The 19211-nt window shown below is 31.3% G+C and carries 20 protein-coding genes; 6 read left to right on the top strand and 14 right to left on the bottom strand.

What is annotated here, in order from left to right; translation table 11 throughout:
* Nucleotides 1-19 precede the first annotated feature (19 nt).
* Nucleotides 20-562, bottom strand: a complete 543-nt coding sequence (locus OCU55_RS05070; RefSeq protein WP_261851219.1) for a hypothetical protein — start codon at nucleotides 560-562, stop codon at nucleotides 20-22.
* A gap of 438 nt (nucleotides 563-1000) precedes the next feature.
* Here OCU55_RS05070 and OCU55_RS05065 point away from each other — a divergent pair, with 438 nt between their 5' ends.
* Nucleotides 1001-1246, top strand: coding sequence for a hypothetical protein (locus tag OCU55_RS05065; RefSeq protein WP_261851218.1), 246 nt, complete (start codon nucleotides 1001-1003; stop codon nucleotides 1244-1246).
* A 347-nt stretch (nucleotides 1247-1593) separates the two neighbouring features.
* On the opposite strand, the gene OCU55_RS05060 is transcribed toward OCU55_RS05065, so the two are convergent.
* The 3 genes from OCU55_RS05060 to OCU55_RS05050 all read right to left on the bottom strand — a co-directional run bounded on the left by OCU55_RS05060 (nucleotide 1594) and on the right by OCU55_RS05050 (nucleotide 4140).
* A complete protein-coding gene (locus OCU55_RS05060) occupies nucleotides 1594-2628 on the bottom strand; it encodes a helix-turn-helix domain-containing protein (protein ID WP_261851217.1) in 1035 nt (344 codons plus the stop codon).
* Between the two features lie 314 nt (nucleotides 2629-2942).
* Nucleotides 2943-3347: a hypothetical protein gene (locus OCU55_RS05055; protein ID WP_261851216.1), complete on the bottom strand. Its 405-nt coding sequence runs from the start codon at nucleotides 3345-3347 to the stop codon at nucleotides 2943-2945.
* 334 nt (nucleotides 3348-3681) lie between these two features.
* Nucleotides 3682-4140: an MFS transporter gene (locus OCU55_RS05050; RefSeq protein WP_261851215.1), complete on the bottom strand. Its 459-nt coding sequence runs from the start codon at nucleotides 4138-4140 to the stop codon at nucleotides 3682-3684.
* A 182-nt stretch (nucleotides 4141-4322) separates the two neighbouring features.
* Between OCU55_RS05050 and OCU55_RS05045 the strand changes: the two genes are divergently transcribed.
* Nucleotides 4323-4784: a MarR family winged helix-turn-helix transcriptional regulator gene (locus tag OCU55_RS05045; protein ID WP_261851214.1), complete on the top strand. Its 462-nt coding sequence runs from the start codon at nucleotides 4323-4325 to the stop codon at nucleotides 4782-4784.
* A gap of 16 nt (nucleotides 4785-4800) precedes the next feature.
* Entirely contained in the window at nucleotides 4801-5655 is an 855-nt protein-coding gene (locus OCU55_RS05040; protein WP_261851213.1) for a patatin-like phospholipase family protein, read from the top strand.
* Nucleotides 5656-5951: 296 nt separating this feature from the next.
* On the opposite strand, the gene OCU55_RS05035 is transcribed toward OCU55_RS05040, so the two are convergent.
* From OCU55_RS05035 to OCU55_RS05020, 4 genes are all read right to left on the bottom strand, one after another.
* Nucleotides 5952-6821 (bottom strand): aldo/keto reductase, encoded by an 870-nt coding sequence (locus OCU55_RS05035; protein ID WP_261851212.1) that lies wholly within the window; start codon nucleotides 6819-6821, stop codon nucleotides 5952-5954.
* Between the two features lie 63 nt (nucleotides 6822-6884).
* Nucleotides 6885-7250 (bottom strand): ArsR/SmtB family transcription factor, encoded by a 366-nt coding sequence (locus OCU55_RS05030; protein WP_261851211.1) that lies wholly within the window; start codon nucleotides 7248-7250, stop codon nucleotides 6885-6887.
* Nucleotides 7251-7445: 195 nt separating this feature from the next.
* Nucleotides 7446-8798 (bottom strand): hypothetical protein, encoded by a 1353-nt coding sequence (locus OCU55_RS05025; protein ID WP_261851210.1) that lies wholly within the window; start codon nucleotides 8796-8798, stop codon nucleotides 7446-7448.
* Nucleotides 8799-9036: 238 nt separating this feature from the next.
* Nucleotides 9037-10395 (bottom strand): hypothetical protein, encoded by a 1359-nt coding sequence (locus OCU55_RS05020; RefSeq protein ID WP_261851209.1) that lies wholly within the window; start codon nucleotides 10393-10395, stop codon nucleotides 9037-9039.
* 411 nt (nucleotides 10396-10806) lie between these two features.
* Between OCU55_RS05020 and OCU55_RS05015 the strand changes: the two genes are divergently transcribed.
* Nucleotides 10807-12213 carry an MATE family efflux transporter gene (locus tag OCU55_RS05015; RefSeq protein WP_261851208.1) on the top strand — a complete coding sequence of 469 codons (1407 nt, stop codon included), beginning with the start codon at nucleotides 10807-10809 and terminating at the stop codon, nucleotides 12211-12213.
* 431 nt (nucleotides 12214-12644) lie between these two features.
* Here the strand turns inward: OCU55_RS05015 and OCU55_RS05010 are convergent, their stop codons facing one another.
* The 3 genes from OCU55_RS05010 to OCU55_RS05000 form a co-directional block, all read right to left on the bottom strand.
* The gene (locus OCU55_RS05010) at nucleotides 12645-13268 is read right to left on the bottom strand and encodes a class I SAM-dependent methyltransferase (protein ID WP_261851207.1); all 624 of its coding nucleotides are present in this window, start codon (nucleotides 13266-13268) and stop codon (nucleotides 12645-12647) included.
* Nucleotides 13269-13571: 303 nt separating this feature from the next.
* A complete protein-coding gene (locus OCU55_RS05005; RefSeq protein ID WP_261851206.1) occupies nucleotides 13572-13988 on the bottom strand; it encodes an RrF2 family transcriptional regulator in 417 nt (138 codons plus the stop codon).
* A gap of 261 nt (nucleotides 13989-14249) precedes the next feature.
* A complete protein-coding gene (locus OCU55_RS05000) occupies nucleotides 14250-14528 on the bottom strand; it encodes a DUF3892 domain-containing protein (RefSeq protein ID WP_261851205.1) in 279 nt (92 codons plus the stop codon).
* Nucleotides 14529-14742: 214 nt separating this feature from the next.
* Here OCU55_RS05000 and OCU55_RS04995 point away from each other — a divergent pair, with 214 nt between their 5' ends.
* Nucleotides 14743-14940 (top strand): helix-turn-helix transcriptional regulator, encoded by a 198-nt coding sequence (locus tag OCU55_RS04995; RefSeq protein WP_200271406.1) that lies wholly within the window; start codon nucleotides 14743-14745, stop codon nucleotides 14938-14940.
* 5 nt (nucleotides 14941-14945) lie between these two features.
* Nucleotides 14946-15377: a hypothetical protein gene (locus tag OCU55_RS04990; RefSeq protein WP_261851204.1), complete on the top strand. Its 432-nt coding sequence runs from the start codon at nucleotides 14946-14948 to the stop codon at nucleotides 15375-15377.
* A gap of 103 nt (nucleotides 15378-15480) precedes the next feature.
* Here the strand turns inward: OCU55_RS04990 and OCU55_RS04985 are convergent, their stop codons facing one another.
* The 3 genes from OCU55_RS04985 to OCU55_RS04975 all read right to left on the bottom strand — a co-directional run bounded on the left by OCU55_RS04985 (nucleotide 15481) and on the right by OCU55_RS04975 (nucleotide 19208).
* A complete protein-coding gene (locus OCU55_RS04985; RefSeq protein ID WP_261851203.1) occupies nucleotides 15481-15633 on the bottom strand; it encodes a hypothetical protein in 153 nt (50 codons plus the stop codon).
* 372 nt (nucleotides 15634-16005) lie between these two features.
* Entirely contained in the window at nucleotides 16006-17073 is a 1068-nt protein-coding gene (locus OCU55_RS04980) for a hypothetical protein (RefSeq protein ID WP_261851202.1), read from the bottom strand.
* Nucleotides 17070-19208 carry a zinc metalloprotease gene (locus OCU55_RS04975; RefSeq protein ID WP_261851201.1) on the bottom strand — a complete coding sequence of 713 codons (2139 nt, stop codon included), beginning with the start codon at nucleotides 19206-19208 and terminating at the stop codon, nucleotides 17070-17072. Before OCU55_RS04975 ends, OCU55_RS04980 begins: the two co-directional genes overlap by 4 nt.
* Nucleotides 19209-19211: the final 3 nt, after the last annotated feature.

Here is a 19211-nt window from a genome sequence, read left to right as displayed (position 1 = left end):
TTACAAATCTGCTATAGACTTAGTTGTCCTTTTTAGCCTTGATATTTAATATCCCAGTTACAATCTGAACTACAGCAGCAAAAGTGCAAACTGCAAAGTTAAATAACGGATATGAAGTCAAAATATATGAGTTAGAATTCTTTGCATAATATATGGTTTTGAACATGGTTTCAGATGCTGTTTTTTCTGCAAGAGGCAATGCATTTAAATATGCAATACCGCAGTAAATGAGAAGTACAGCAACCACAAATTGAAAAACAGAACGTTTTAATCCTGTTGACTTCCTCCAGATGATTCCTGTTGCAATAACAGCAATGATTGGAAGTAAAATACTAGATGAGAGAATAAGATTGAACCCAAATTCATGATAATTATAGATGTATTGCTTTCCCCAATAGTAGAATGCTATCTTCCAACCACAATATTTAGTTCCATCAACAGCGATAATAGGCATAAAAGCAAGCATAATTACTTCAATTAAAGCTATACCCATCGATATTAAAGCAACTCGTGTCCCCCTGATTTTTGTTAAAGTTGTTTTTGAGTTTGTTTGTAATTCCATTAATAGTCCCCCCCTTTCTTTTTTGTTCGTGTAAATTTCTTTACACTACTCTTTCAACTTTTATATAAATTAAAGGTTATAGAGTTTTTTAGTGAAAGAACTCTATCCCTCTTTAATTTCAGGTTATCAGATTATCTTAGTTACAGTTTTCAATAATTCTATCCATCTCACCTCGGAAACGTCTACATATAGATTGTCACCTGGTAATATTTTCATTTTTTCTTTATGTATTAAATCTATCACATGCACTATCATGCTACTAGGCATATGGTACCAGATGCCTAAATGAGGTATGGAATGCATTTACCATCTTGTTAAAAAATTACTTATAAGATTTTTTTAAATAATCTAAATAAATGAAATCCAATTATTTTGTTGTGCTTGTAATGTTACAGTTACAGGATCAATGTTTTAATTAAAAAACCCCTTGAATGTTATATGTACTTAACATTCAAGGGGTTTACCTTTTACTTCTATCCTACCTTATATTCATCAATATTCTTTGTTGCAATCTGCGCTCCAACCTTCTGCACAAGGTTTCCACCAGAACTAAAGAATGTGTTTTTAGAAACTATGGTGTCCTTTGACTTTGATATTTCTGCTGAAGTTAAGATTTCCTTTATTCCTTTTAGAGATAGATCAACATTATCTCCTTTCTCATTAGAAAAACTTAAAAAATGTTAAAAATAAAAAATTATAACTTTTTATAATTATAAAATTATAACTTTTTAAAAATTTATGCATATAATCAGGATTTCAAGGGATTTTGATATTATAAAACATCTATCTAAGTTAACTATTTAAAGATATACTACCAAACACGGTAAAATTATCTATGATAAGAAAAACTTTTCAATTATAAAAGTTTATGTAACTGAAGGACCAAGTACTAAATTTTAACTTCAACAGTTTAAATTACTATTTAATTAGCAAAAATAGCTTGGACTTTTTTATCCAAGCTACTTTTATATATAGATTAATTTATTTTCTTTCAAAAAATATAGAGCGATGTCTTTTCATAAACATTAGTGTTATTCTATCAAACACTTTATCCTAGGATCATCTTTTACAAAATCAAGAGTCTTGTCTTTTCTAATTGAGCTTTTTACCAAGCTTACATATTTATCTTTATTCCAGCTATTGTTACCCTTCCATTTTCTATGTTTATAAAGCTGTGAGTCCATAACACTCATACTTTCTGCTTCATTTACCATATTTATAATCATCTCTACAGCTTTTTCTTTATCCTGTTTTTCCTTTGCTAGATATAAATCTAATTCATATTTACGATATGCACCTAAATCAAAAGCTTCAATCAACTTTTTAGCACGTTCTGCATATTCTTCTGCTTCAATGAATTTATTTTCTTTTAATGACATCTTTATCATTAAAGATAGCGCCGCCATGGCTTCATGAGCATTGCTAAACAATATGCGTTCACAACCATCGTAAGCATCTTCAAATTTCCCGCTGCTTTCAAGTAGTAGTATCTGCTGAATTTTTTTATCAGTATCTATCTCTAACTCTGGAATCTTATCTAACATTTCTTGAGCTTTTTCAAACTGTTTCTTTTCCCTGTATATTGCGGATAGGGATATTTTCGCCATAGCTGCTATCTTTTCATTACTGCTTGATACTATCAGTTCAATCCAAGCAATAATTTTTTCTTCATACTTATCTTTATCATCAATTTGCCGTGAAACTAGAAATAATCTTAGTATTGATGCTATTCTCAATATCAAATCGTCACAACTTGGATATTGCTTAATTAAATCATTGCCCTTTTCAAAGGCCTTTTGGTATCCTTCTTTTGATACCATATCACCAACTTCTCTTCCGAATTTATTTACTTCTGCAACTGTTAATTCCTCATTAAATGCTAATAAAGTATTAACGTCAATTTTTAAAATTCGTGCAAGAGGTGGCAGCAGTGTTATATCTGGATAAGATATCCCATTTTCCCACTTATTCACCGCCGGTGCGCTTATATTTAAATAATTAGCAATTTGTTCTTGCGTAAGATTTTCTTTTTTTCTATGAATCCTAATAACCTCACCTATTCTCATAAATTAAATTCCCCCATTTATTTGTGCAATTAATATCTTAAGCTTCTGTTTCTTAAATCATATCAAAGCTAACCATTTTAAACAATTGAAGCATTTTCATCTTTCATTCATAAAACTTAACTATTGGTTAACTTCCTTGTAGAAAAATACTGACTCTACCTTATTCGGTAACCTTTCTTGAACATCTACCTATCCAAATGAATATGAGGAAACTTATATGACAAAAGTAATTTGAGCCTTACTCATGATTTTCGCTTATTATTAAAGGAAGTCTGACAGACTTCCTTCATTGATTGATTTTAACAATTAGATCATCACTTGATTACTTCATACAAACCATTGTTAGATTTTATTGTTACTTTTGTAGTTGCTAATACCTTCTTACTTTCACTACCTATAACTTCTAATTTTATATCAAAGGAGTTCTTTATATCTATAACTTTATCATTCTCCACAGCACTCCATACTACAGATTCACCTTGATTTTCCACTTCTTTTCCTTTGTCAATAAATTCACCTTCGGTAGTTTCCCAGTGATAATTTAAATTTTCGTAACTCTTTTTTGTTTCAAAATTAGGTGTCATTTTAATTCCTTGTACTGATGACATTGATGGAGTATATGAATTTGGATCAGTAGTTATCGTAACTTTGTCACTGGTGTTATTGCATCCAACAAGTAATATCAAAACAACCCCCACTATAAGAAATAACCTTTTCATAATATCAGCCCCTTATAAACCTTTTTCCTTAACCTGATTTGTAATTAAACATTGACGTTCTTCTTTCAAAAGTAAAATGAACTACCTTCACATTTCTATCCACTTCTTCTCCATCAATCCAATCTTTTCTTGATTCACTCATAGCTTATACTTTTAATTATATTACATTAGTATACAAATATGGATATTAAAGTTTAACGGATTAAAAGTATATAAAATTTATTTTCAATGCTACAGATATATAATCCACTCCTATTTAACAAAACTAAGAGATACCCGTATTAATAATTAATGGTAATAGGAGTATCAAATATAGATTTTATTTGGAACTGGTTTATCTATAATTACTGTTTGTTTTTTTGTTTTTTAAGAAAAAGGTTAAAACAAAACCTATGCAAATAAATACTGTTAGCAGCATAAAAGTATTACGAAAAGCAATATTTCCTGCAATGGTCAAAGAACTACTCTTTAAAACATTTCTTATTTGGTTTGATAAAAATGCAGTGATAAATGCGATGGAAAACGAATTAATAACTTGAAGTAATTCGTTTGTCATAGGTGTAACTCGTGTAATCAAATTTAATGGTGCTGCTTGCAGTGCATGATTGTTAACCTGCATATTTACTAGTCCTTGTCCTAATCCTAAAAGAACAATGCAACATAGCAAATAACTTATTGAAGTAGTGCTTGTAATTTGAGCTAATAAAATCAGACTAAATCCTGTCATTAAAAATCCTGGAACAGCTGCAGACTTTGTTCCATATTTATCAAACAGCCGTCCACCAACTGTCATCCCAATAAAACTTTGTTATAACCCTTCTAAGGTTAGAATGGAAGCTCATGTTTGTAAAATCCGCTTAACACATACATTAGCTTATAATATTTTGTCGCTCCATTCTTTACCAAAATAATAATCTTGACAAAGTTCTACACAAATATTAGTCTATAATTAGAGTTCTAACTATTAAAAAGAAGGTGAGTAAAATTAAAAGCTCTGGTATTCTAACTCAAAAAATTGCTTGGCTTTTTCTAGAGTGGAGAAGGTATAACCAAAAAAGGCTGGTTACTTACGATATTACTATTCAGCAAATGGCACTATTAAATGAGCTAGAAAAAAATCAATTCCTGTCACCAAATGAAATTGCTGACTATCTGCATTGCGACCGTCCAACTGCTTCGGTTATTATCAAAAATCTTGAAAAGAAAGATTGGATTTATCGAAAAAAGGATGAAAAGAATGCAAAATATCATAAGATCCTAATCACAGATACTGGCAAAGAGGTTTTGCAAAAAGTTAATTCCTCAGTTCCACAGCTTACAATAAGCCCATTTGATGTGCTAACCTCTGAGGAGAGTGACCAACTATTTTATTTACTAAGCAAGTGTGAAAATAGGATGAAAGAAATAATATGTTCAAAGGAGAATAACAATGAGTGAATTAATGAAAAGTAATATGCTCACAAGGGCTCTTGTGCTTGGTGGAGGAGGAAGCATGGGAATTGGTTGGGAAACCGGCTACTTAGAAGGTCTTGCTGATGGTGGTGTTGACACTCGTATTGCCGATTTAATTGTAGGAACATCAGCTGGTTCCCAAGTTGGGACTTTGGTAGCCTCAAACCTATCTTGGAATGATATTTGGGAAAGACTGATTGATCCGAAGCATCAACAGATTGAAGAAAGTCCGTCATCAAACCTTGGTCCAGTTTTCGAAAGATATGATGAAATTGCTGCTTCTTCTAAGACACCTCATGAATGGATTGAGAGGATTGGAGAGTTAGCTATTGAGACAAAGATTATACCTGAAAGTAACCAGCTATCAAGAATAGAAAACAAAATAACTGGCCTTCATTGGGCTGAGAGTTTGCGCATTGCTGCAATAGACCTTGCTACCTCAGAAAGAGTCGTTTGGGGTCCTAACTCTGGTGTAGAATTACTTCGTGCTGTAGCTGCAAGTTCTTCTCTCCCAGGTGTATGGCCACCAACTACCATCGGTTCTCGTAAATATTTCGATGGCGGAGCTCATTCCATGGAAAATGCTGATGTTGCTGAAGGAGCAAACAAGGTTCTGATTTTATCTGTGGGACTTCCTGTAAAAACTCCTTATACGCTTGAAGGCCAAATTCGAAACTTGCAGGAATCTGGTTCCGAAGTAGAATTAATCAAACCTGACAAGAATACTTATTCAGCTTTGCAGAAGCTTGGTGGAAACCCAGTTGATCCTAAAATACGTCCTGTAATTGCTGCTTGTGCTCGAGAACAAGGCCGCAAGGATGCAGAACGCCTTGCAAGTTTTTGGAATCAAGCGTAAACTTGCTTAACAATCTTCATAATCGTTCATGCAAAAAATAATATAAAAAGTTGAAGAATTAATAATTATTTAGTTAAAAAGACTAATAAGGGGTTAATAAAATGTTTAATACAAAAATGAAAAAAAGTGCCCCATCCTGGAAAGATAAGCACTTTTCCGATAAATTAATACTAAATTAATTTATACAACAACCCCAAAACATAATATATGTTTTAAGTATGCTTAGTGTTACCAGCACTAAGCATTTTATATATTATATCAAACTCTTTATAAACACGAAAAGGTGTATTTGTAATTTACTTAATAAACATTTTCATAAGTTTATTATAAAGAGGATTAACCATATAACCTGTAGGGCTATGGGAATACCTTTTCCCTGTATTAAGCTTACTTATCTTTTTCATTTCTTCACTGGATAGTTCAAAATCAAACAACTGGATATTTTCTTTAATTCTTTTTGGGTTTGATGATTTTGGAATAATGATAATTCCCCTTTGTATATGCCAGCGCAGAATGACTTGAGCCACTGTCTTCTCATGATTACTTGCAATTTCTTTTAATACTGTATTTTTAAATAAATCTTTATTCCCTTGTCCTAATGGAGCCCAGGCTTCATGTAGGATTTTATGTTTAACTAAATAATTATGTAATTCATCTTGTGGAAACTCCGGATGGGTTTCAATTTGATTAATCATGGGTGTAATCTTCGAATGTTTCATTAATCTCTCAAGGTGCTGGATTTCAAAATTCGCAACTCCAATGACTTTGATTTTTCCCTCAAGGTACAACTCCTCCATAGCCCTCCATGCTTCAATATAACCAGGTGCTGCAAAATGAATTAAATACATATCAATGTATTCTATGTTTAAATTTTTACAAGTTTTTTCAAATGCCTTCTTAGTAGCTTCATAACCAAGCTCCGTATTCCAGACTTTAGAAGTAATAAAAAACTCCTCTCTAGGTATATTACTTTTTTGAATTTCTATCCCTAAATCTTTTTCATTTCCATAAATTTTAGCTGTATCAAAATGACGATAACCAATTCTAATGGCTTCCCCAACTGCAGTTTCAAAATCTTCTATCTTAGTTATTTTATATACCCCAAAGCCTACTTGAGGAATCTTCACACCATTAACTGCTTCAATTTCCTTATTAGCTAAATTCATTTATTTACTCCTTTCAAAATAAATTATAGATATAATATTTCAATGCCTATTAAAAGCTATTATCTATATTTCTGTTTCATCCAAACTCTCTTTCCAGCACTCAGACATAAATTCTTCAAGATGAGAAAATAATACTTTCATCAAAACCAATCCGCTTTTCTTTGGATTGTTTATATGATAAAAATTCATCGTACCTTGTTTTACCACATTCACAATTTTTGCTTCTTTTAATATCTTCAAATGATGCGAAACTGCCGGCCGTGATAGATTTGTTCTTCTACTTATTTCTCCAACTCTCATTCCCGGATAACTTCCTTTAGACAAACTTAAAATAATTAGTTGTCTTGTCTCATCCCCAACTGCTGTTAACACAGGCCTGCATTCTTTAAATTCATTTTCCAGCTGCTTTAGATTTTCTAATTCATTCATTGATATGACTCCTTTAAATAAAGATATCAAATAATATATAGTTAGCTCTTTTCTCTACATAAAATTAACTCATTTATATGTTGATGGCTTAATCTTTTAATTCATGATAGCAATTTATAATTAGCTTATCAACATTGGTAAAGTAAATCGAGACGAATATATTATTATATAAGTAAATTTACATTTAATATATCTCTAAGCATAAACAGATGAAAAATCTATATATACTGGTACATCTTTATACCCTACGGTTCTACATCTATGTCCATAGTGCTGTGTATAGTCTTCCCAATTACCTGTAACATAGCAATGATAATGATCTACTTTCCAGTAAAGCTGAACTCCAATTGTTTCATTGAGCATATTTTCTGCACACCATATAGCTTCTGTTATAGCCTTTAGTTTCCTAGTTGCTGACGTTGGCAGTGGTTTTACCTTTGATTTATTTAAAAACTCCTGATCAAAAATATCCCAAATACTATTTTCTGTGATTTGCAAATTAAAATCCCAATCAGCTATAATACCAGTACCTTTGTTATATACATTGAAATCTGAAACTGCAGCAGTTATTGGTTCTGAAATAGTGTATGATTTGCTAAAAGTTGGATTTTGGGATAAATCAACACCTACATTAAATTCGTTGCTTATAGTATATTGTACTTGTCTTTGAACATTTTTTGGTTCTGTAGATAAGGTCTTCAGTTTATCAGTATTGGGCTGCATGTGTATTTTTATATTTGCTTGGAAGTAACCCTTGTCATAGGTACTGTCATTTTCTATTTCACCGCCATTAGAAGGATTAAAACCTGAACCAGCACTTCTTATTCTTAAATATTTATAGTTTGGATTGGAAGAAGCAATAAGGGCAATCTCCATAACTATAGAGTTATTTGCCACCTGTTGTTCTGATAGGTTCCACTTATTCTCAATAATTAAATAATTAAGTTTAAACTGATTTTCGGGTAAAACTGCTAGTGTATTGTTCATTGATTGGTTTCTAAACTCCGGAGGTATATCAAAGTCTGAATATAGTATACTCTCTATGACTCTAGCTTGCTTTGCTACATTTAACTCTCCAAAAGAGTCTTTAATCTCACTATTTGAATACTCATTATCGTTTACTTTTTGAACATTAAAATTTTTGCTGCCATCGATACTTTGGGTGACATGACTCTCACCATAGTCATATATATCGCTTTCATATAAATCTAATACATTAAAAACATTGTATTTATCATAAGACCTTATGATCATGCATTTACTTTCAAATCCTACTTTAATCATTTTCGATAAGCATTTTCCATTATGGACATTTAATAAAATCAAAGACTTACCCAAAACTAGTGCATCATTAATTAGTTTATTAAGTGCGAATTCATTACTGTTTTCCACTACATCCTTGAAGTCTACCAATATGGTAGAATAATAACTTAGATCAATATTATTTTCACTGCCAGTATATATAAACAAACGATGAAGTATATTCTTCAACTCATCCACTAGAGGTCCTAAAGAAGTATTTTCCGTTAATAACCTATTATGTACCATATGATTTCCTCCATAAATTCACCATATATACTTAAGAATATGCAGCTTTATATTGTTCTGAACTTAATTATCAAACTTTTCTACTAAAAAATTAGGCAGGCTTTAAGAGCAAATAAAAAATACCGAACTTTCATAAATTTTCATATAAAAGTCCGGTACAGTTTTCACTTAGAGGTATTGAAATCACTTCACCTATAAGTTTTCTAAAAAAATGTGTTTATATAGATAAAATTTATATTTAAGCATTAACAGAACCAAAATTAATATTTACTGGTGTGCCTTGGAATCCTACTGTTCTCCATTTGTGAGTATAATGCTCAGTATATGAAGCCCAATCCCCTGTAACATAGCAATGGAAGTGGTCAACTTTCCAGTAAAGCTGAACTCCTATTACATCATTAACGGTATTATCTGAATACCATACAGCTTCAGTTATTGTTTGCAAATTCTTAGTTGCTAATGCAGGAAGTGGTTTTACCTTTGCTTTCTTCAAAAACTCCTCATCAAATATATCCCAGATACTATTCTCTGTCAAAGAAAGATCAAAGTCCCAATCAGCTGTAATTCCAGCACCATTGTTATAGATATTGAAATCTGATACTACTGTAGTCATTGATTCTGAAATTGTATATGATGAGCTAAAAGTTGGATTTTTTCCTATATCTACTCCAACGTTAAATTCACTACTTGTAGTATATTGTGCCTGCTTATTAACATTCTTAGGCTCTGTAGATAAAGTTTTTAGTAAAGTGGTATTTGGCTGCATGTGAATTTGTACATGTGATTGGAAATATCCTCTATCATAGGTGCTATCATTTTCCATTGGAGCACCATTTGCAGGGTTAAACCCAGCACCAACACTTCTTATTCTTAAATATTTATATTTTGGATTAAAAGAAGCAATAAGTGATATTTCCATAATTACTGAATTATTTGTTACCTGTTGATCTGATAAATTCCACATTCCCTCAATAGCCAGATAATTTAGTCTAAATTGACTTTCTGGTAAATCAGCTGGTGTACTACCAGGTGCAGGTGGGCATAATCCTTGAGGTACCTTGAAATCTGATTCTAATATTGCCTCTATCATTCTTACTTGGTCTGCAACACATAGGTTTTCAAAAAAGCTCTGACATTGGGTAGGTTGACATTCGCATTCGCACATATTAGTGTCTTCCACACTAAAACATCTGTTACCAGTGTCGTCTTGGGTAACATCAGCTTGACCACATTCTTGCATAACGTCTCCACCTAAACCTAATACATTAAATACATTGTAAGTGCTATAAGGTCTTACGATAATGCATTTACCCATAAATCCAATTCCTAGTATTTTCGATAATACTCTTCCATCCTCAACATTTAATAAAACTAATGGCTTTTTAAGAGCTAATGCCATAGAAATTACCTTATTGAGTTCTAGTTGGTCACTGCATTCATCTAAATTGGCAAAATTTATTACTAGAACAGAGTAATTACTTAAATCAATATCTCTTTGATAGCCGCTGTATATGAACGGATGGTAAAGTGTACCTTCCAATCTTTTTATTAAAGAGTTTTTCATAGTATTTTCTAAGAAAGGTTCAAAATTTCTCATATAAACTCCTCCAAAATTCCTTCTTATAACACAATATATGACACATTTCTTCGTTATGTTACTTTTTTTACTTTGTTCTAAATGTAGGAATTCCATTGTCCTATAACTAAACATTGTATAGATTATTTTCTAAATTATCGTATATTTTTCATCAAAAATCCTTCTCTCCTGCCCCCTAAAGCCTTCAGAGCTCATATATTGATATTTCATTTAAATAAGTCTATATTTCTTATATCCTCAATATTTGAAGCTATAATTTATTGAGTTTATAATAGATGATGGTTCATTAACTATAAAAAAAATTTATCGATAATATATCTTAAATGATACTTAAAGCAATAATTTTTATTTTTATATATTAAATATAAGTAATATATCTAGAGATTTTATTAAAGGCTGGTGGATGTAAATATGAATATGAATTTGAGTTTTTTACGTCAAAATACTGAAGAAAGACGTGATTTAATATTAAATGGTCCTATACTTTCAACACTTTTCCTACTTTCAATCCCAACCCTTATGATGGGACTAGTACAATCCATAATACCTGTAATGGATGGAATTTTTATAAACAATATTGTTGGAACTATAGGTGCAAGTGCCATTACCTATTCAGGTCCTATTATAAATATGGCAATAGCTCTTTCTCAGGGACTTAGTGTTGCAGCAATTGCTATGATTGGCCAGATGAACGGAAGAGGTCATTATAAGAGAGCAAAATATGTATCAACTCAAGTTGTGGTCTTTGCATTTCTTATAGGAATAATAACAGCTCCTATACTTTACGTATTAGCATTTCCTATATCAAGCAGAGTTGATCCACAAATATCTCATGACGTTTTTTTGTATCTTTCTTTAAACTCAATGGTTCTACCTTTTTTATTTCTCGAAGCTATATATAACTCAATAAAAAATGCCAACGGAAAACCTGAAGCTACCTTCATAAGAATGATGCTAATGCTAGTTTTAAAGTTTATCTTTAATGTATTGTTCATTGTTGTTTTTCCTTTAGGGCTAGTGGGTTCAGTTATATCCTCTTTTGCTGCAAACTTAATTATTTGCATTTGGATGTTTTACGAATTGTTTGTTAAAGCAGGAGATGACAAGCTTATACTTAGAGGCTTTAAATTCGATTTTAAGATTTTGTTCAAGCTTATAAAAATAGGAATACCTTCTATGATATCAAGCTTAATGCTTAGCCTTGGCTTCTTTCTTATAAATAATGAGATTGAAAAATATGGTCCTATAGTATTGACTGGTCAAGGAATAGCAGGTAACATAACCTCAGTTTGCTTCATACTGCCATCTGCCTTTGGTTCTGCGGTAACTACCATGGTAAGTATGAATGTTGGAGCAGGACAAGGTGATAAGGCCCGTAAATCTTGTATTGAAGGTTGTATAGTAAGTGCTATTACTGCAGCATTATTAATCATTACAGTAGTTCCGCTGTCCCCTTACCTAACGGTTTTATTTACTAATAAACATGATGTACTGGAAATTGCTAATAAATCTCTTCATATATACACATATTCTGTAATAGGTTTTGGTATATGTATGGTAGAGCAAGGTGCCTTCATAGGACTAGGTCGTACAGGCATACCTCTTATTATGGGATTTCTTAGAATATGGCTTTTAAGATATGTATTTATCCTAGCAACAGAGCATGTTCTCAGCTTTTACTCAGTATTCTGGGGTAATTTATTCTCAAACTACATGGCAGCAATAATCACCACTGTTTTAATAATGAGAATAAAATGGGTATCTGCCCTCTCTAAAAAAGAAAGTAAGCGTGAGACTAAAAAACTTGCATCTGTATAATTTCTTTAAATTAATTGGTTAACCATCCGACGCTTTAATGAGCTTACGCAAAGAATTAATATGATTTTTTCATATTCCATGGCTAAAACTGTAAACTCACTACGTTCGAACAGTACAGTTTTACTTTTTAAAAATCCATGCATTCTATAAATATTTTATATCTTAAATTTAATAAAATAAAAATGCTATATTATTAAAAAGTAAAAAGTAAAAATATATCGCCTGCCAGAATTTCTTCACATTCGTTCAGAAAAGGCAGATGCGTAAAAAAATCACTAATAAAGAACAATTAGCAATTTTTTAGAGCCATTCCATCTGAGAAAAATCATTTAATTCTAATAGCTCGCTCATATAGCGTCTCCTGTATAACCAATTAATTTAAATAATACTCTTAAATATAGAAATTCATAGAATGATAAACTGCTCTTATCCTACTTCTTACACTTAATAACCATGAAATTTATTGAATGATTACCTGGCCTCTCCTTATTCGGTTCATCTATTTCTGATGCTTCTACCAGATTATATTTTCCAAACTCCTCTTTTACAGAGTCAAAATCATAGAAAAATAGCCTTACCCCTTGCATTGTCTCGTACCAGTCTTCACTAAGCTTTTTACCTTTTCCATACATCGGAGCCTTTTTTGACACAGCAGTGAAAATCATATATCCGTTAGGCTTTAGCTGATTATAACAAGCTTGAATCAATTTTGCCCTTTGCTCCTTATCTAGTAAATGAATAAGCGCATAACAAAATATACCGTCATATAGTTTGTCATCAAAAGGCATATCTGTCACTGACCCATGATATATGGGAAAATCAATTCCATTTTTTCTTGCTAAATCAATAGCAGTTTGTGATATCTCAATACCTGTTACATCAATTCCATTATCTGAAAAAATCTTTGCATTTCTTCCGTACCCAACACCAGGAATTAGTATTTCTTTTACCTTGTTCTCAATAAAAAAGTCCTTTGCCTTAATTGCAGAATCTGCAGGTTCAACTCCCCACATCATTTGTTTTTCTATAAAACTATCTTCCCAAAATTCGCCCATTTAGATCTCTCCTTTAAATATTTAGTGTACTCGCTTGTACACTGATTGATTTTATTTATTTTATACATAGACTACATATAAACAATGTAGTCTATAATACATCTAATTCATTGAATATAATTTCCATCTAAGAACTTCTAATTGTTCTTTAAGTCTTCTATTCTCATTTTAAAATCTTCTCATTTAAGGCATTGAAAATTTCAATAATATCTTATTCATCTTATTATCACTATTACAGACATTTTATATCTATAATTAAAGCATAAAAAACTTATAGACTAGAGTCACCAAATAAATAGTTAATTATTCTTCATTCACTTCAATCTCTTGCTTATGTTGGAGGATCTCATATATCTTCTTATTTTGAAGATAGTTCTCCATTACATCTTCAGCTTCATTCATTACTTTAAGGATACGACATTCACTGTCTTCTTCATGAAGTCCGCAGTCAAATAATGCCCCCGCTCCTTCTATTGCCTTGATTACGTCTAGAAATGAAATAGCTTCTTTCTTCTTACGTAAAACATAACCACCATTCACTCCCGGAGTTGATTGAACTAAACCTGCTTTCACTAACTGGGTTAAAATTTTCGAAAGATAAGTAGAAGATATATTCAGATGTTGTGCTAAGGTTTGTAATACTAAATTGTCAGTCTTATCATGGGCAATCATATACGCAACTGTATGTAATGCATAGTTTGTAGCTTTTGTGTATCTCAAATTCTCTCTCCCCTTCAAAAGATATTACAGAGTCTATTTGTCTATAATAATATATGTAATGCTTCCTGTTGTCAATAATAAAGGTTTTAGATTAAATTTAAAGGGAATAAATCATTACTGTATCAATTGATCCTACTGGATTTAATTGTTTATTCCTCTGATGTTTCGATGAGTTTAATCCTGCCAAAATAAAAGTAGCCTGGATTTCTAGGTCCAAGCTGCTTTCTGTATAAGAATATTAAATAATCACTTACTAGCTTTTTATTGGAAGAATTGCCTTGAATCTTGTGCATCTCTTTTCATATGTGTCTCAGATATATTGTTTGGCTCGCTGCCATCTTCTGATACGCATTTAAGATATTCTGTTCCATTTTTTGCTTTGGCTATTTCAACATCTTTAAGAACTCCTTGTTTTGCAAACATAACAGCTTCGCCTGTTGAAATTCTTTCTCCATTGTCTAATTCATATAATATTACCTGATCGTCCTCATCTTTTATAATTTTAGCTATTGTGTGTGCAAAGTTTTTATCTATAGGCATATAATCATTCCTTTCTTAAACTTAATACATATTAAGTTTAAGCAGTTATTGAAGGTATATACATGATTTTAATTAATTTATCAAAATAGTACATCAATAAAAAATTAAATATTAAGCTCTACATTATTTTATGGAAAGTAAACTTGACATTTATACTAAGTGGTAATACAATTAAATTATGGAAAGTAAGCTTTACATGAAAAGGAGTGGCACTGTGAAAAATCGTTTAGAAGAGATACGAAAAAAACATGGCATTAAACAAGAAGATCTAGCAACTGCTCTTGAAGTGTCGAGACAAACAATTGGTTCCCTAGAAAACGGAAGATACAATCCATCAATTCTATTAGCATTTAAAATCGCAAAATATTTCAATATGAGCATCGAAGAAATTTTTATTTATGAGGAGGATTAAATAAAATGAAAAAAAATATTACAAATTACTTTGCAGTGGCATTTGGATTGTTGCTATTATGTATAGGACTATATCTCAGTAAAACAATCCTTGAACCTCAAGGTATTATGAGAGCCTTCCCCTATGTATGTATTGGCCTCGGATGCGGAATTTTGGGTCATGGTCTAGGAGAGATTATCAGTCGTAGATCATTAAAAAACTATCCTGAGATTGATAAACAGCTTAAGATTGACAAGTTAGATGAACGTAATGTTTCTATTTCAAATCTAGCAAAGGCTAAAGCTTACGATATGATGATATTCCTATTTGGTGCCTTAATCCTTGCCTTTGCTTTAATGGGAATTGATATGATAGCTCTTCTTCTTTTAGTGTTTTCATATCTATTTATTGTTGTCTATGGTGTCTATTATCGTTTCAAATTTGATAAAACAATGTAAAGAGTTCCATAATAAAAGCAGCTTAGACCTCTGAGTCCAAGCTGCTTTTATTAGAATATCTTTCCCCCTACTTTGCATAGCTGTCATCTATCTCTGAAAGAACTCATTCGTACCTACCAAGCATCCTTATTACCGCTTTGCAAAGGTCAGGATTATTTCTAAGCTTTTCATCATTGAAAGAAATTTTATTTTCTCTAAGAACTTCACAGGCTTTTTTGAATAATATCATGTCTTCTATATTTATTACCTTATCCATGCTATCACCATATTTTGTTTTTGTTATATATTATGATGATATGCATATAGATGAACCACTTCATAATTGAATTTATCCAAATAAAGATTCGTAGATCCACCGAAATCTTTATTTGGAGTTTAAGGACTGAAGTAGTCTATCTGATTAATCGGAATAGATAACCCATTTCTATAAAATTAAGATATACTAGAATACATTTTAACTATTAATGGTACTTTACTTAAGTTATAGATTCTATTTCGAACTGGTTTATCTATAGATGTACCACTTCGAACCGAAATCTATTTTTAAAACTCTCACGGTTTCTGGTGAGAGAATTTAAAAATAATAAGTTTCATTACGAAGTGGTACATCCATATAAGCTACAAACAATTATTGATAGATGCTTGGAACTTCTCCAACTCTAAAGCTATTATCTTCCTTTAACTCGCAATAAAAGTATTGTTTGCTATCATTAATGTAATAGTTTCCCACTAGTTCATCTGCCCCTTCTACAGCAAGAGCAAGGTTAGTTTGTCCATCTTTTAATGGAATCTTCAGTTCTATAACTTCCATATCCATAGTTCTTAAAATAGCTGCAGTGCAGACTCCTAAGGAATAGTTGTCACCTTCCTGTCTTTCTAATGTTTCAGAAGGCTTTTGCAAATTAATTGTTTTATTATACACTTCTGTCTTATATTTAAATTTACTTATTAGAGAATAAACTGCTGAGATTTTATGATAATTATCCAAGCCATTTAGATTACATAAATCTTTAATTTGCTCCCCAAAATCTTTAATATTCTTCTCAATCTCAAGCTGTGTTTCCTCATCTTGCACTATGTGTTTATCTCCTTTTTTAAAGCTTGCCTTAAAATCTATAGGCTTCTTTATATTTAAAGCATCCATAGTGTAGCTCCAATTAAAGTCAATATAATCCTCCCCAACCTCTTCAGCAAGTTCTTTCTTTTCATTCTTTTCTTCAGTTTTTATCTCACTCTTTAAGTCTTTCTTAATCTTCTTTGGTTTCAATTCTTTAAATATAAATAATAAACATAATACGCTCAGTACTATAATCTTAATATCTATTACTTTAAAAAATATTTGAAGAACTAATGATAAAACAATAAGCACTCTTGCAGCTAGATTTATAGATCTTTGCCCTTTAGAATATTTAATTAAGCTCCACTTACTTATATCTATATTTTTAAATACGAATAGACTTTTCCTTATTACGTTACTTAATAAATAATAAAGCAGTAAAAATAGGATTACAAAGCCTACAAAATATATTGTAGGAGGTAAATAATCTGAAGAAATATATAGCAAAAACTTAAAAGGTGGATTTGGGAAGGTTTCTAAAAGAAAATCTGCAAATTTTATGCAAAGCCAATATACCGGCAGGTTTAGAGGAATCACATAGAATACTACAATTAAAAATAATGCAATTATTTCTATCATATATTGTTCCCCTCCCTTATATTCATAAATGGAGTTATGCTGCTAAGCTCTACTCCTAAGGTAAGCTTGATTATGGATATGCTGTCTATAAAAATATCTTCCCCATCAATGGTTGAAATCTCATATCCGCAAAGCTTTGAGTTTAATACATCCTTTGTAGCTTCTACAAAACCCTTGGTTGCTACAAACATACCATGCCTTTCTAGCTCTCGGCTATTATTGTATTGAAGCAATTCTTTAGATTTGATCAATCCTTTATCAATCCAGCTTGAGATTCCTTCATTTAAGTCTTCACCATATTTGAATTTTAAGAACTCATAAAAGTCTAAAGCTATATAGCTTTTTGAAGCCTCCAAGGAGTACTCTTCTATAGTTTCCTTTATTGCTTCTTCCCTAAACTGTTTAAGATCTGAAAGCTTTGCTGCAAGACCTGAGTAAATCCTTCCGAGATCTTTACTTTGAGCTTCATAGAACCTTCTTCTATCTTTAAAATCAAGCAAGCTGGTTATAAGATTCTCATCATCCAAATCATTATATTCTGCTGTGGCTAAAATATCTGATCTTACCTTTTTACAATTTTCTATACCTTCAGCTACTTCCACAATTCTTTCATTTATATAATCTATTATGGATTTTTGTACTTCGGCTAATTTATTCTCCATATATTGCTTAACTAAAATACCAGAATTTTTATAAACTTCATCTATATAAGTCTTTATGAAATTATTGAACTTTTTCACCTTATATTTATAGTCTAACCAAGTAAGTGATGAGATTAATCCTATCAATAAGACCACATATATAATTCTCATCACCATACTGAGATAAGGGAAAAACAAGTTATTTGAGGAATATAATAAAAAAGATGTAAGGATAATTATCTTAACTATAAAACCCATATAATTAGGGTAATTGTAAGCTTTCTTTTTCAAAGTTTCATTTAAGTAGCTTATATCCTTAGGCGCTTTAGTTCCGTGACCTGTAGACTGTCCTTCTGCATTTTTTAATAGTTCTAGTAAGAAGTTCTCTCCTTGTTTTAGACTATAACTTAAGGATATCTCATTCAAATCCCTATTTATTGCCTCTTTAGCTCGGGACGCAATATCACTGGAACTTTTGTCTATCTTTTTCTTTATTTCTCCTAGATATTTTTGCTCAAATACCCCTTCCCAATTTTTCATTATTCTAGGGTAATCCCAAATATTATCCGTTAGATTAACTTCTATTGCTTCATTGGACTTTAGTTTAGGTTCATTACCATCTATAAACGGCACTCCATTTTTAAGTTCATTTATATGAACACTGCTTTTAATATTTCTAAAGCTGTCATAAGGACTATAATCAATATATTTTTCAAAGCTTATAGCTCGTTCCATAAGATCAAAGCAAAGATAGCCTGAAAACTCTTTTAAAAGCTTATCCTTTCGAACCGATAAAGCTGATATTCCAATGGTGCCAACCTTAAAGTCACCTTCATGCATTAATATCCTTTGGTTAAAGTAGGATAAAGACGGATGCTTTGATGGAACAATATTCAAGTATATTAAATGAGAGCTTATATATTCTAACTCTTCCTTTGAAATTCTTGTACCATCCTTTGAGATGCTATGAAGAAGATATATTTTAGAATCAATATTTATCATATTTTCTTGTTTAGTAATGAACTTAACAATTGTGTTTAAATTATTAACTCCTCTTAATTTTTCTTCCTCATTATAAGCCCATTCTTTATGTGCTATTGGCATGATGTACAAGGACACCCCTGAATACTGTGACTTATCTACATTTCCATAGTTCAATCCATAAATAAGCTCAATTAGTTCGCTTGCAGATATTTCTGCACTATACATGTCCCAAAGCACATAAATATTTATCTTTACACCTTCAATATTCTCATTTCTAACCTTGTACCCTAGATCTACAAGCTTGTTAAGATTTTTAGCTGATAAAAGCTTATTATCCACTATTTCCTGAAGCTCACTCTTTATTTCATCAATACTTTCTACATCACAGCATTCTATTAGATTTAAAAAGTGCTCAGGTGTTTCTAAGAGCATATTATTTAAAAAGTCCAGGGCCTTTTTACCTGAAGGCCCTGCAGAAATTACTAATGAAGGATTAAATACTTCATTCATTTA

Source organism: Clostridium folliculivorans, from assembly GCF_024341905.1.
Lineage (GTDB): Bacteria > Bacillota > Clostridia > Clostridiales > Clostridiaceae > Clostridium_AR > Clostridium_AR folliculivorans.
This window is presented reverse-complemented; position numbering and strand designations above follow the sequence as displayed.

Coding starts and splice junctions, on each gene's coding strand:
- OCU55_RS04985 (WP_261851203.1), bottom strand. CDS start 15,633: ATGGATAAGGTAATAAATATAGAAGACATGATATTATTCAAAAAAGCC.
- OCU55_RS05040 (WP_261851213.1), top strand. CDS start 4,801: ATGCTCACAAGGGCTCTTGTGCTTGGTGGAGGAGGAAGCATGGGAATT.
- OCU55_RS04990 (WP_261851204.1), top strand. CDS start 14,946: ATGAAAAAAAATATTACAAATTACTTTGCAGTGGCATTTGGATTGTTG.
- OCU55_RS05025 (WP_261851210.1), bottom strand. CDS start 8,798: ATGGTACATAATAGGTTATTAACGGAAAATACTTCTTTAGGACCTCTA.
- OCU55_RS05000 (WP_261851205.1), bottom strand. CDS start 14,528: ATGCCTATAGATAAAAACTTTGCACACACAATAGCTAAAATTATAAAA.
- OCU55_RS05050 (WP_261851215.1), bottom strand. CDS start 4,140: ATGACAGTTGGTGGACGGCTGTTTGATAAATATGGAACAAAGTCTGCA.
- OCU55_RS05065 (WP_261851218.1), top strand. CDS start 1,001: ATGTACTTAACATTCAAGGGGTTTACCTTTTACTTCTATCCTACCTTA.
- OCU55_RS05035 (WP_261851212.1), bottom strand. CDS start 6,821: ATGAATTTAGCTAATAAGGAAATTGAAGCAGTTAATGGTGTGAAGATT.
- OCU55_RS05030 (WP_261851211.1), bottom strand. CDS start 7,250: ATGAATGAATTAGAAAATCTAAAGCAGCTGGAAAATGAATTTAAAGAA.
- OCU55_RS05060 (WP_261851217.1), bottom strand. CDS start 2,628: ATGAGAATAGGTGAGGTTATTAGGATTCATAGAAAAAAAGAAAATCTT.
- OCU55_RS05015 (WP_261851208.1), top strand. CDS start 10,807: ATGAATATGAATTTGAGTTTTTTACGTCAAAATACTGAAGAAAGACGT.
- OCU55_RS05010 (WP_261851207.1), bottom strand. CDS start 13,268: ATGGGCGAATTTTGGGAAGATAGTTTTATAGAAAAACAAATGATGTGG.
- OCU55_RS04980 (WP_261851202.1), bottom strand. CDS start 17,073: ATGATAGAAATAATTGCATTATTTTTAATTGTAGTATTCTATGTGATT.
- OCU55_RS05020 (WP_261851209.1), bottom strand. CDS start 10,395: ATGAGAAATTTTGAACCTTTCTTAGAAAATACTATGAAAAACTCTTTA.
- OCU55_RS05070 (WP_261851219.1), bottom strand. CDS start 562: ATGGAATTACAAACAAACTCAAAAACAACTTTAACAAAAATCAGGGGG.
- OCU55_RS04975 (WP_261851201.1), bottom strand. CDS start 19,208: ATGAATGAAGTATTTAATCCTTCATTAGTAATTTCTGCAGGGCCTTCA.
- OCU55_RS05055 (WP_261851216.1), bottom strand. CDS start 3,347: ATGAAAAGGTTATTTCTTATAGTGGGGGTTGTTTTGATATTACTTGTT.